The 13,288-nt window shown below is 48.8% G+C and carries 10 protein-coding genes; 5 read left to right on the forward strand and 5 right to left on the reverse strand.

All coding sequences use genetic code 11. The features are described from left to right. Positions 1 to 25 precede the first annotated feature (25 nt). The 5 genes from ACR6Z4_RS13675 to ACR6Z4_RS13695 all read left to right on the forward strand — a co-directional run bounded on the left by ACR6Z4_RS13675 (position 26) and on the right by ACR6Z4_RS13695 (position 5,595). Positions 26 to 2,584, forward strand: a complete 2,559-nt coding sequence (locus tag ACR6Z4_RS13675) for an HAD-IC family P-type ATPase (protein WP_479717839.1) — start codon at positions 26 to 28, stop codon at positions 2,582 to 2,584. A gap of 134 nt (positions 2,585 to 2,718) precedes the next feature. Further along, the gene (locus ACR6Z4_RS13680) at positions 2,719 to 3,504 is read left to right on the forward strand and encodes a hypothetical protein (protein ID WP_479717840.1); all 786 of its coding nucleotides are present in this window, start codon (positions 2,719 to 2,721) and stop codon (positions 3,502 to 3,504) included. A 109-nt stretch (positions 3,505 to 3,613) separates the two neighbouring features. Continuing rightward, a complete protein-coding gene (locus tag ACR6Z4_RS13685) occupies positions 3,614 to 4,087 on the forward strand; it encodes an ABA4-like family protein (RefSeq protein ID WP_479717841.1) in 474 nt (157 codons plus the stop codon). 246 nt (positions 4,088 to 4,333) lie between these two features. Beyond that, positions 4,334 to 4,762 (forward strand): FKBP-type peptidyl-prolyl cis-trans isomerase, encoded by a 429-nt coding sequence (locus ACR6Z4_RS13690; protein WP_479717842.1) that lies wholly within the window; start codon positions 4,334 to 4,336, stop codon positions 4,760 to 4,762. Between the two features lie 365 nt (positions 4,763 to 5,127). Next, positions 5,128 to 5,595, forward strand: coding sequence for a VOC family protein (locus tag ACR6Z4_RS13695; protein ID WP_479717843.1), 468 nt, complete (start codon positions 5,128 to 5,130; stop codon positions 5,593 to 5,595). On the opposite strand, the gene ACR6Z4_RS13700 is transcribed toward ACR6Z4_RS13695, so the two are convergent. The 5 genes from ACR6Z4_RS13700 to ACR6Z4_RS13720 all read right to left on the reverse strand — a co-directional run bounded on the left by ACR6Z4_RS13700 (position 5,592) and on the right by ACR6Z4_RS13720 (position 13,181). Continuing rightward, entirely contained in the window at positions 5,592 to 7,325 is a 1,734-nt protein-coding gene (locus tag ACR6Z4_RS13700) for a helicase HerA domain-containing protein (RefSeq protein WP_479717870.1), read from the reverse strand. The two genes, ACR6Z4_RS13695 and ACR6Z4_RS13700, sit on opposite strands and share 4 nt — an antisense overlap. A gap of 264 nt (positions 7,326 to 7,589) precedes the next feature. Next, positions 7,590 to 9,332, reverse strand: coding sequence for a GspE/PulE/PilB domain-containing protein (locus ACR6Z4_RS13705; RefSeq protein ID WP_479717844.1), 1,743 nt, complete (start codon positions 9,330 to 9,332; stop codon positions 7,590 to 7,592). A gap of 920 nt (positions 9,333 to 10,252) precedes the next feature. After that, the gene (locus ACR6Z4_RS13710; RefSeq protein ID WP_479717845.1) at positions 10,253 to 11,383 is read right to left on the reverse strand and encodes a HetZ-related protein 2; all 1,131 of its coding nucleotides are present in this window, start codon (positions 11,381 to 11,383) and stop codon (positions 10,253 to 10,255) included. Positions 11,384 to 12,113: 730 nt separating this feature from the next. Continuing rightward, a complete protein-coding gene (locus ACR6Z4_RS13715) occupies positions 12,114 to 12,386 on the reverse strand; it encodes a hypothetical protein (protein ID WP_479717846.1) in 273 nt (90 codons plus the stop codon). Between the two features lie 219 nt (positions 12,387 to 12,605). Then, positions 12,606 to 13,181 carry a thioredoxin family protein gene (locus ACR6Z4_RS13720; protein ID WP_479717847.1) on the reverse strand — a complete coding sequence of 192 codons (576 nt, stop codon included), beginning with the start codon at positions 13,179 to 13,181 and terminating at the stop codon, positions 12,606 to 12,608. Positions 13,182 to 13,288 lie beyond the last annotated feature (107 nt).

Here is a 13,288-nt window from a genome sequence, read left to right on the forward strand (position 1 = left end):
AGTCGATGGTTGAAGTAACTGAATCATGAGCATCGAAGAAGAGGTGTATCAGTACCGCGCTGATGCAGGCGGATTGACCGAAGCAGAAGCCATGCAACGGCGGACTGCCGGTCAAGGCAACAATACCAAATTGCAAACTAGCCGATCGTATTGGCAGATCGTTCAGGAAAATCTCTTTACCTTTATCAACGCGACCTTTACTAGCATCAGTCTAGTAATGATTTTTCTGGGACGCTTGGGAGATGCTTTTCTGGTCATTGTGGTCATCTTTGGTGGTGTTTTGGTAAACATCTATCAAGAAATTTGGGCAAAGCGAAAGCTAGATAAAATTGCCTTACTGAACCGCCCCAAAGCGACTGTTTTGCGAGATGGCATAGAAAAAAATATTGACCCTAGCGAGATTGTATTGGGCGATATTTTGCGCCTGGAAGCGGGCGATCAGATTGTGGTTGATGGAGAGGTTGTCGGGCAAAGTAATATTGAAGTCGATGAATCGTTACTGACTGGAGAATCGGATCTAATTCCCAAGCCGATGGGAACGACGGTCTATTCGGGTAGTTTTTGTGTCAGTGGAACTGCCTATTACGAAACCCAGAAAGTTGGCAAAGAAACCGTTGCCTATCAACTCATGGCAAAGGCGCGGGCATTTCGCCATGTCCTCACCCCTTTACAACGGGAAATCAACCTGGTGATTCGGGTGTTTATGTTGATTGCCTGCTTTTTGTGGATTTTGGTTGGCATCAGTTTTCTCAGCCGCGATTATTCCTTAAGCGAACTAGTCCAACGAGCCGCAGTGATTGCAGGTCTGGTACCCGCAGGATTATTGTTAGCCATTACCCTGGCATATGGGTTAGGTGCCGTCAGTATGGTGGGTCAGGATGTGCTGATCCAGCAAAGCAATGCCGTCGAGTCGTTGAGTAACGTTGATATCCTTTGCCTGGATAAAACAGGTACCCTGACGACCAATCAACTGGTGTTGCAAGATCTCTATCCCATCGGCATCACAGCCGCAGAACTGCGATCGCAACTAGGCAACTATGCTGCCAATACCACCTCTGGCAACCGCACCACAACCGCGATCGCCTCCGTTTGTCCCGGTCAACCCCTCACCGTCATAGCAGAAGTTCCTTTCTCCTCTGCCCGCAAGTGGAGTGGCTTAGTGCTATCAGGAGCGACACATCAATTATTAACCTCTTCATCCCCTCCCCTATCTCCCCCACATCCCCCATCTCCCCCACCTCCCCTATCTCCCCCACCTCCCCCATCCCCATCCCTCACCTACATCCTCGGTGCCCCAGAAACCCTTGCTAGCGCTCTGACCTTGACAATAGACATGCAAGATTGGATCGAAGCCGCGACACGCCAGGGCTTGCGGGTGCTGATGTTTGCTGTAGCAGACGGGCGATCGCTAACGAACGAAGCCGATCAACCGCAGTTGCCACCCAACGTGCAACCCCTGGGTCTGTTGAAATTTAGCGATGAACTTCGACCCGAGGCACAGAAAACCTTAGCCGGGTTTGCCAATGCCGGAATTGAGATCAAAATTATTTCTGGAGATAATCCTCAAACGGTGATGGCACTAGCCAAACAGGCAGGGTTGCAATCTGAAATCTCTGCTATCTCTGGGCAAGCGTTAGCCCTGATGGATGACTTGCAATTTGCCCAGGCTGCCCTAACCCACACGATTTTTGGTCGCATTACGCCAGAGCAAAAAGCTCGTTTGGTGCAATGTCTGCGCCAGGCAGGTCACTATGTTGCCATGATTGGCGATGGCGTCAACGATATTTTATCCCTCAAACAATCTAATCTGGCGATCGCCATGGAAAGCGGCAGTAAAGCCACTCGTGGAGTCGCAGATATTGTGTTGTTAAAGGACTCGTTTGGATCGTTACCCCGAGCGTTTTTAGAAGGACAACGGATTCGTAACGGCATCCAGGATGTATTAAAACTGTTTATGGTGCGAACCCTTTGCGTTACCCTTTTAATTTTCGCAACGGCGATCGTGACCGATAGCTTTCCGTTAGAAAATAAACAAAGTGCGGTCGTCACATTGATTGGCGTTGGGTTTCCCTCGATGTTTGTACCCATTTGGGCGAAACCTGGTATTTCCAATCCGCGAGGTCTTGTTCGTTCGATTCTGCACTTTGTTGTGCCATCTACGATGACCCTGACGCTGGTTGCCTTACTGGTTTACCTGTTTTATTTGATCTACGCTATCCTCGATTTACCTCCCGGTTCAGACGTCAGCCAGGTCGATTATTCTATTCCTCGCAGTGCCCTGGTTGCTATTCTGGTGTTGGGCGAGTTATTCCTCATCCCATTCCTCAAGCCTCCGACTCCAGCCTGGGTGGGTGGAGAAGCGCTGAGTGGCGATTGGCGGTATACCATCGTCACTTTAATTTTGCTAGGAATTTATATTCTGATTCTGGCCATCCCCGGTTTAAGCAATTTCTTTGAACTGGCTCCTCTGGGTTTGCTCAACTATCTATTTATTGGACTGGTTGCCATCGAATGGTGCTTCATTCTGCGGTTAATCTGGCGAACCCGATTTCTCGATCGCTTCTTAGGAGTAGATTTGAACTAACCTTATGCCCGGTTTAATCAAGCATCGTTGCCTTGCTACATTGGTGGTTCTCAAACCGTCATGATGTTGGGCTGGGCGGGCGACGCCCGCCCAGCCCAACATCATAATACGACTACTGGTCTGTCAATTAAAAATTGACGGTTAAAACGAGTGATGTGCTGCGCGAAGCGCAGCACATCACTCGTCAGCAAATACTTGGCAAAGCACTACCCCTATCCCTAAATCTTTATGGTTTTATGGCAGAGTTCCCTTCAAGCTCAACTCCAGAATCTTCAACCCCAGTATCCGTCAGTATTTGGGAAATGCTGGCGATCGCCATTGGGTCAATTTTAATTGTCGTCATGGGGCTGGCGGGGCTGGGTTTCAAGTTCATCAACAATGCTTTTGACCCTCGTCGAGCCGAGGCGATCGCCCAAAGTTTAATGGATTACACCATTCCGGGTGGGGCAATCGGAATTTTTGGCACAACTATCGGTGGGGCGCAGATTTCGCTGGTGAGAAGTACTCACGTGTTTGAACCGTTACCCCAAACGGACGCCAGTACCCCGCCGCCTTTAATCGAACTGTTCATAGCCAGGGTTCCCTCCAATAGTCGTGTGGGAGAAGCCTGGACCGAAGATACCAACCCGGACGATCCTGTACCCAGAGTCTCATTTTCTTATGAACCGGAAGGCACCTTTCAAGCCGCATCGTCGAGAACCGATAGCAAAACCATCTGTGGCCAGGTGGTGCCGATCACTGTTCAAGTAGGCACGTTGACGTGGGCAGACGGTAACACCAACATTCCAGCCTCTCGCTATGATGCCAGTTTGATGTTAGAAAATTATACGTATCTACTAACGCTCTCAGCCCTGGGTTTAGATGCCAATACTCAGGCAAGTGAGGTATTTGCTTCGCTCAGATGCAATACAACATCCTAAAACGTTGCTGAAAATCACCCACTAACATGAACATCCAACGGTTTGTGTTGGTTCACCTGGCAATGGCATGTGACCTAATATAAACCGTCGGTAACACCCCGGAGAATCCATGAATTTAGACCTATTATTTAGCGGTGCCAATCTCTTTGTGTTGCCATTTTGGGCACTCATGGTGCTATTACCCAACTGGGGCATCACTCGCAAGGTGATGGGTTCATTCTTGCCTTTTGTCGCCCTGGCAGGTGTTTATCTGTACTTATTCATTAGCAGCTTAGATCCAGGAACCGCACAGGCTTTTTCTGACCCCAATTTAGGATTAGCAGATCTGGCAAACCTTTTTGCCAACGAAAAAGTTATGGCAACAGGCTGGGTTCATTTTTTGGTGATGGATTTATTTGTCGGACGCTGGATTTATTGGGAAGGTCAACGAACAGGGGTTTGGACGATTCATTCGCTGGCACTTTGTCTGTTTGCCGGGCCGTTGGGGGTGTTGTCTCATATCCTGACTGCCTGGGTCAGCCAAAAATTCCTGGGTATTTCGTCTGAGGCGGCGATCGCCTCGTCTCCTTCCACAACCGCCTGATCAACAGGGCATTGCTTAAAAAGAACTCGTGAATGCCACATAGTCAGCCAATTTCAGCCAACTCTTTAGATCACATTACGCCTATGCAAATTCCTACTCGTCTGCGATAAGGTGGGCGTGATCAAAAAATACTTGCATACGATAAGGTGGGCAAGATCAAAAACACTTGCATAAGCCGAAGTTTGGTCTCGCGACAGTTTTTCGCGCAAGTAATCGATGCAGCATTTTGCAGACAAGGAGAAAGCAGTGACACAGGCTAAACAAGGCGACACGGTAGCTGTCCACTATACAGGCAAGTTGGACGATGGCACCATTTTTGATTCTTCGATTGGGCGCGACCCCCTGGAATTTGCGATCGGCAGTGGGCAAATTATTCCAGGGTTTGAGCAAGCTGTGATCGGCATGAATTTGGGAGATTCGAAAACCGAGCTGATTCCCGCAGAGAATGCGTACGGTCCCCATTATCAGGAAATGGTCTTAGTCGTCGATCGCCAGCAAATGCCAGGGGATATTCCGATGGAAATTGGGCAGCAACTCCAGATCCGGCAACCCAGCGGTCAAATTATCCCCGTTGTGATTACCGAAGTATCTGAAGAGCAGGTCACCCTTGATGCTAACCATCCGTTAGCGGGTGAAGACTTGACCTTTGAAATTGAACTGGTCAGTATTTCCTGAGGATCGTGGATTGCATAAAACCCAATTCGTTTGCGAGCTGATTTATAAACAAAGATTTCGATCCCCCTAAATCCCCCTTAAAAAGGGGGACTTGGGCATCTAAACAGATTCCCCCCTTTTGAAGGGGGGAAGGGGGGATCAAGCGATATTCCTCATCTCAACGCTTAAGCTTTACTTTATAAATTGGCTCTAAGAGAGCGACGGCAGAGCCGTCGCTCTCTTAGACGAGTGTTAGAAACGCGGCGACGCCGCGCTTCCATCAGAGAAAATGAGTGAAGGGTAGACACGTAGAGCACGCCATATTAACTCCCGGATCGGCTTTCAATCAGTATGATTGAGAAAAGCGTTAACTAAGAATCGCTCTTATGATTTCTAGTTCTGCCCCCTCTGTCCCCGTACTTGCACCAGGGCTGCTGCGCCGAGTTCATCACGTTGCTCTGAATGTGAGCGATATGCAGGTATCGCGTCACTTCTACGGCACGATTTTAGGATTGCATGAGCTTACCGGAGAAGAAATTCCCGAAACCTTAAAAGCCGCCGTCGCTGCCGGAGACGTTGCCAACTTTATCACGCCGGATGGCACGATTTTAGATTTATTTGGGCGTCCTGAATTGCAGCCGCCTGACCCAGATCCCGGTCGTGCCTTTACCCGTGCCGGACATCTGGCGTTTGATATTGCGCCCGAACAATTTGAGCAAGCATTAGCCGTTCTTGAAGCTCACCACGTGCCGATCGATCATGGGCCGGTGAGCCGCCCGACAGGACGAGGCATTTATTTCTACGATCCCGATGGATTTTTGCTAGAGATTCGTTGCGATCCAACTGAATCCTAAAACCCCAGATCTGCTTTGGCTGCTTCAGCGGCTTTGAATACAGCTGCGGTCGGCATCTCTTCCCAGGCTGTGGCTCCAACTTCGGCATAAAAAGTTTCATCGTAGGGTCGTGTGCGAATCACCACCGGCATCGGTACGGCATGACCCAGGATCAAGGCTTGCTGTTTGGAATCTAATTTTGCCAACACCGATCGCAAACTTTGCCCTCCCGAAACTCCGGTAAAAATGGCATCAATGTCTTTTTCATCATTCAGTAAGGCAGTGATGCGGGTGCCGATTTGAGACATAACTTCGTTATCAATACCAGATGGACGTTGATCGACCACCAGTAACGTCACAAAATATTTCCGCATTTCGCGGGCGATCGTACCAAAAATTGTTTGTCGAACGGTTGCCGGATCGAGAAATCGATGCGCTTCTTCGATCGTAATTACCAGTTGACGAGGGCGATCGCTAATATTTTTAGTTTGTAAAAATTTTTCGGCTTTCTGGACGTAACTGGCATGGATCCGTCGCGCAATCACATTGGTTGCCAGCATATACGACAACATATTGGACTGAGAGCCAAATTCTACGACCACATGTTTACCCAGCTCAAGCGATTCTAAAATTTGAGCCACGTAATTATGGGGACAGGTTTGACGCAAATATTTGAGATCGTCCAGTCGCGTTAACTTACGTTGCAACGCCATAATGGACGATTTACTGCCCATCTTGACTTCGCAAAATTCCTGGATCTCCTCATTACTCATATTCAGCAATCGTGTGATCCAGGTCTTGCCAAACTCATTGCGAAGAATAATGGCATTTTCCAAACTGGCTTCCGACAGATTTAACTCACCCCGCACCAGCATGAGATCTTCGACTTCGATCTGGTCATAGCTAATGTAAAGCTCCTGGGCATCTCTTACCCCGCGCCGCTTGGTCGATTCTGGGTCGAGCGTGTAAATTTGCACCTGCCCCGGAAATAGTTGACGTAATCCTTTAACGGTACTAAATTGTTTGCCTTCCCGCGTGGCTTCCCAGCCATATTCTGAGTGCATGTCAAAAATCAGATTGACGGCGGCTCGCTTGCGGATAATGCCGGATAACAATAACCGAGTCAGAAATGACTTGCCCGTGCCCGATTTGCCAAATACACCATTACTGCGCTCGACAAAGCGATCAAGGTCAATGCAAATGGGTACATCCATATCAATCGGTTGCCCGATGGCAAAGTTACACCGATGGGGATCATCTTCCCAGCCAAACACCGCCCGAAAATCTCGCTCGCTGGCGTCAAACACCTGGCTAAAGTGGCTGGGAATAGTTTTTACCGGCGATAGTTCGATCGCACTGGTGTTAGCTTTCGGCAGACTGTAGCCTTTAGGATTCACCGTTTGGCTATCGGCTTTTTGCTGACGAATGGTAGGTGGCAACTCACTGAGCGCGTCACTGGGCGTAAACATCAGCATCGGCGTCAGATTGATAGTGCCATAGGTGCCCGTTCCTGCCAGAACTTCATGCAGAAACGTATTACTCGGTTCTGGCGGATTCGCTACAATGCGCAAACTTGCCGTGCCCAGCGAAACATCGGTGAGCATACAAAAGAAGTGCGATCGCCGACCCTGGACGACCAAAAATTTTCCTACCCGCATATCTTCGACCGACACGTCGGGATGTAACCGTACTTCCAATCCTTGGCTGAGAGAACCTTGGATAACCGAACCGAGGGGTTTTTCTAAGTCCATTGGCATCAAGTTGGACGGAGTATCGTGCATCTTAGGAGCACAAGTTAAATTAAATCCGGAAGATTTATGGTTGGAATCGCGGCGACGCCGCGATTCCAACCATAAATCTTCCGTTTTCATCAATCTGCATTCCTTCATTCATAATACATCCGTCCTTCAATACAGGCGTTCGCCTGGTCAAAGATTATGGTAATTAAACCATCGAGGGAGGTGCAAAGCACCTCCCTCGATGGTTTAATCGTTTAGCCATGTAGGCGCTTTAAACTACTCCGACATTTCTTGGTCTTCATTTTGCTGCAATGCCCCCAGTTGCTCTTCAATGCTGTGTAGCAGTTGACTCAGGGATGGCAAAATTTCTAATTTCATGCTCGACAAACCCGGTTCTGCCAAAGCGCGATCGCGAATCTCGCTAATTTTATTTTGCAATTGTTTGGCGATCGTCAGGGCATCCCGTTCTAAGCTGGCTAACTGTTGCTGTTGATAAAACTTCAGGGCAGCCCCACGCAGCACCTGTAGCGTGGCTTCTTCACCATGCTGGTTGGGCATAAAGCGAAATCGCAAGAGCAACCGGGCTTGTTGATAGAGCCGTTCGATTTCTACCTGTTTTGCCTGGGTCACAGGCAGCAAGGTTAACCCCGTCATCGATTTCAACTCATTGATGATGCCTTGAAACGTCGGCATCTCTAACTTATCGACGACCGATTGCAAAACCCCATTTTGGCTCCAGAGTACCCGTCCAAAATTGGGCTGACGCTCAAAATACAACCGCCCAATGCCACTCAGCAGCACCCGACCCAGTAGCTCTTGGAGCAATTCTTTGGGCGTCAGAGTGGCTAGCACGTCTGCCGAGCTATGGAGATGGTTAATTTGAATTTCTAGAGGCACCAGGGGATGCAGTAACGCTGCCGAGATCGGTGCAGAGGCTCGGCTTTGGGCAACGGCATAGCGAAAATTGAGCGACAAATCTGACGGTTTTTTGATCAGAGGTTTAGTAACCGGCACAGCATCAGCCGCTGCTGCTTGATCCGCTGGCGACTGATCCACGGGCAACTGATCCACAGGCGACTGATCCACGGACGCAGGTGCCACCTCTTGCAAACCTTGGGGTGACTGAGCGTGAGCCGATTCTGGTGGGTTGACCGCTTCAGCGCTATCCATCTGAGCCACCGGATTCAGATCATCGGCTGCGGCTGCGGGTTCAGGCGGATTGGCGATCGCAGCATCCGGCAACTTCGTTGTGCGAACAGGTTCAGGTGCAGCAGGTGTTGCGTCCGGCGAACTCAAAACCTCAATGTCGTCTAGAACAGCCGATGGGTTGGCGGTATCACGGGCTGCCAAGTCTTCGACAAGCACCTCGGGCTGACTGGAATGCAGTTCGGGTGCAATCCCTTCACTCGGTTGATGGGTGGATTGCGCAGGTTCTGCGTCTGAGAATGCGTCGGCGAGTGGGATGTTAGCTTTTTCGGCAGAATTTATCGTTGAAGCGTGGGATAAATCTGTCCGGGCATCAGAACTTAAAAATCCATCTCCGTTGAGTTCGTCAGGGCTATCCACCACCAACGTCTCCTGGACATTTTGGTCAACTTTTTGCTCAGATCGCGATCGCGCACTGCGTTGCAAACGAGAGCGAGACAAATGCTTGTGTTGGGCAGTTTGCCGATTGCCGGAGTAGTTGAGATAGGCTGAGAGGGTATTTCTCAGGGCTTCAGAAGAAATCTGGCGCGAAATTAACGAGTAATTGTGGTACGACACAATTCGGCGCACGTAGTCGCTGGCAGTGGTATCGTCTAAGCTCACCATACCCAGGTGCAACCGACTGCCTTCAATGAATAGCGGTAGAACCTGGTAATATAGGCAGGCTTCAAAGGGTAGAACACCATCGATCAAAATGAACATCTGTTCGATATTCAAACGCTCGGCTACTTCACCCTGAAAATGGGACATCACTGACTGATAGGCAGATTGGAGCGGTTGTGAGCCGCTGTGATCGTTCAGGGGGGACTGCATAAATAATCGCTTAAAGGGTCATTTTAGTCGCCTGATCTATTCTTCTTAACTATACTGTTGTAACTGTCGCAGGACGTTAATTTCAGTTTTAGAAATTGGGGTACTGAGATCTATCCTTTTTCGGCAGTAAAATCTACTCCCTGTCAGTTACACAGCACCGTTCACAACAAAAGAGGGTTAGGGATAGACCGGGAAAAACCCGCACCCAGTGGACATTTTTTTGAGTCAAATAGATTTAGCGGTGGATAGCGATCGCTAGCACAGTTTTTTATACCAACTTAGAATCACACATTAATTAAAATCCGGACGTTTATGTTTGGTAACGCGGCGATGCCGGACTGCCAAATATAAATCTTCGGGTTTATTAAATCCACAATCCTTAGGATCACAGATTAATTAACCTGTGATTCCTTTTGAGAGAGCGGCGAAGCCGCTCTCTCAAAAGGAATCGGGTTTTATTCAATCCATGACCTTAAAAGGAAAAAGCAACAGCTTGGGGTGGAAGAACCAGTGCTCCTTAGCGGAGGACAGTACCCCTACACGCCCTTCATCGGTCGTGAATTCTAGTTAATTGGGCAGGACGAACTCCGGATCGGTTATTGACAGAAGCGCGGCGACGCCGCGCTTCTGTCAATAAAATTTAGAGACCGGGACTTGCACGAAAATAAAATGCCTGTAGTGCGTTACAACTAGCGCCTAACCCACCTTACAAATGAGGATAATATTTGCTTGCGAATCTCTAATGACTCTGAGTTCGGTCTTTGATTCAGCCTATCTGAACGATGACGTCTAACAATGCTGAACGATGGCTACACCGCATAAACAGTGAGGCATAGCGCTGACAAAATAAACAAGATGAAGGTGTCTTTGGGTTACCGTATTTATCCCCTAGCGAGCAGGATAATAGTTATTCAACGAATTTAGGCTTCATTCCGGAGCGATTGAGCTAATAGATAAATTTTAGTCCATTCTCCCAAGATCTGATTTTGTTTGAGATTAAGCTCTTGGGCGATCGCTGCGTAGTTTTTTCCTTCTTTAAGTTTTTCTAAAATCCGTTGCTGTTCGGGGTTCAAACTCTGCCAAAACGTGTCCCATTGTTTTGGCGTCAACCCCAAATTGTGTTCCAGCAGACAGGTGCCTAACCAGGTGGTGACGAGTTCGGGCTGATTTTTTAGGGCAAAGACGCGAACAGCGTGGTAACTAATTTTTTCGCGCAGACGATAAATTTCTTTAATCGGGCGATCGAGCTTACGGGCGATCGCCTCTTGAGATTGCCCTTGCAGATGCAACTCTAGCCACTGAGCCGCCAGGGTTCCTACTTCTCGGTCGAGATAGTTGACAAATTCTTGTTTGACATTGGTGCGTAAGGTTTGCTGTTCTTCCGCAACTTGCTGATCCTGGTACTCCGTCACCGCCTGCGAATCTAGCAAACTTAGAGGATTTTCGGCATCATCCGGGGCAATTTCTTCGGACACCAGCCGGACTAACTCACCTGCGGGTACCTGAGTCATGCCACCCCGCTGTGAACGGCGTAAGTAATTGACAAACCGAAAAACCAGCAGCGGTTGGTTGCGAATCGGGCGCAGGCAATACTCTTCGACACTCGTCAAGATCAGCGCATTCTTGAGTCGTGGGTTAGGCGTGCATTGGGCAATCCAATACATTTGTTGGCGAATATATTTATCGCTTTGGATCAATTCTTGGATGACTTCTTGCAACACGTCCATCACTGTGCGATGGCGATCGCGAGATAAGGCAACCCAGGTACGAATTTTACTGCGGATCAGGAATAGGCTACCCAGCCGTTGGATCAGCTTTTGGTAAGCAGCTTCTGGGCTTGCCGTTAGGTAGCGTTGCAGCAAGATGCGATAGCGATAGTCCATTGCTTGTCTGGCAACTGCCAATTGGTCAGGAGCCAACTCATTAAATCGGTTAGAATCTTCGCCTAGCAACCAGCGGATAATGCTCTCCTGTGCGGAGGAGGGTTGGTCGGGGCAGTCCGCCTGGATTCGCGATCGCCAATCTTGCGTGAGTTCCTCATCCAGTGACATCAATAATGATCCTTGAATACCAGTTTCCCTACTTATACTCAATCTCTGCCTACCTGTGACTAGTTGGAGAAAAATAAGCTGAATATGAACTAGCACTTCAAAACCTAAATTTTGAAGACCGTAGCCTGGCGAAACCTCCCCAGCGAGAGCGTCTTCACCCAGCCAGCACGTTGCAAAATTCGTTGTTTGCACCCCTAGTTGTTGAAATCAGAGCAATTGACTCCAGGAAATTGTTAGAACACAATTTTTTGAAACTATGGCACAGACAATCTAGAACCGTCTCTAGATGCACAAAACCACCTATCAAATTTCTCTAACAAATTTGCCCTGAGGACAATTACCCATGTGGGTGATGCAAGTGAGCAGCCTTTCCAACTTTTAAGATTCAGGAATTCCAATTATATAGAACTGCCAGCAGTTCTATATAAAATCGAGAGATTACAAAACTTGTCTTTTCTCAAATTCACCCCGCACTAAACCCCGCAGCTTGATGTTTAGAATTTAATTCTTTAGGAGAGTGACGGCGAAGCCGTCGCTCTCCCACAAGAACCACAGGTTCATCGCTCTGGAATCTTGATAGCGATTTTTAGTCGAACGGAGTACAGATTACTGGCTGAAAACCATACTCTGCATAGCTTTCAACCAATGCTCTGGTTCTCACTGAGCAACGCGCTATACGAGATCCATGCCACAACTTGACCAGGTACAGGGTTAATCAGGCGACAGTCCATTAACTCTTGGGTTCGTCGGCGTCTTCGATCGCCTCAACCAATCGTTGTAAGGTTGCCGTTAATCGATCCAGCCGTTCAAGCGCACCATCTTGATTTTCGGCAAGAGTCTGTACAGCATCGCTCAGAGCAAAAATCTGATAGCCCTGCTGTTGCACTTGTTTAGCCAATGTATCTACTTGTTGACAGAGTTGATCGACCGTCTCCGTGGTGGCAAGAACTGCCTCGCCAATTTGCTGAACAACGGACTCTAATTGGGTTGATTGAACTTCCACTCCTCAAAACCTTTTAGTGCGCTTGGGTTGACAACTTGGGTCACCCTGACTTGAGATCCATCCGCTTAACCCCCAGGGATCTCTAAAAAATCAGGCTGACTCGTTTAAGTTGGTAATGCCCCTGTGTTGGATGTAGGGGGTTTGCCAGGGTAGACACACGCGATCGCCAACGATACCCCGTTTATGTTAAGACCTGGAGCTTTGTTTGCTCAATAAACCTCAATAACTCGGTTCATTACCGGGTTTCCATTTGATATTACAGCCGATGCTGGGTTTTTGGTCAGGATCGATGGCTTGCTGGCTCAGAAGCCTGTCTAACGCCGTCCGTAGATCTCGCCCGGTGACCGGGAGTGCGTTGCCGGGACGGCTATCATCTAGCTGCCCCCGGTAGACTAAACGGCGATCGCCATCAAACAGAAAAAAGTCTGGTGTACAGGCTGCTGTGTAGGCTTTTGCCGTTTCTTGATTCGCGTCATAGCAAACGGGAAAGACAAACCCCAACGTTTCTGCCATGGCTTTAAGATGCTCTGGCGAGTCATTGGGGTAGTTAGCTACATCATTGGCGCTAATGGCAATGATCCCCACTCCCTGGTTGCTATAGTCTTGCCCTAAGGCTGCCAGTTCGATTTGCACATGTTTGACGAAGGGACAATGTTGACAGATGAACATGACCAACAACGCCGGTTTGTCGGCAAATGTCTCTAGAGACACCCTCTCGCCGGAAACAACATCGGGCAGACTAAAATCGGGGGCTGGAGTGCCCAACGTCAACATGGTCGAAGCGGTTTTTGCCATGAGATTTATTCCTGACTGATCTATAGCGCTTCGCGCCTGGATAGATTACGGTTGTTGTGTGAGAGCCGCGCTCCGCGCGGCTCTCACACAATAACGTGTACTTCACG

This window comes from Calyptranema fuscum S582 (assembly GCF_055793305.1).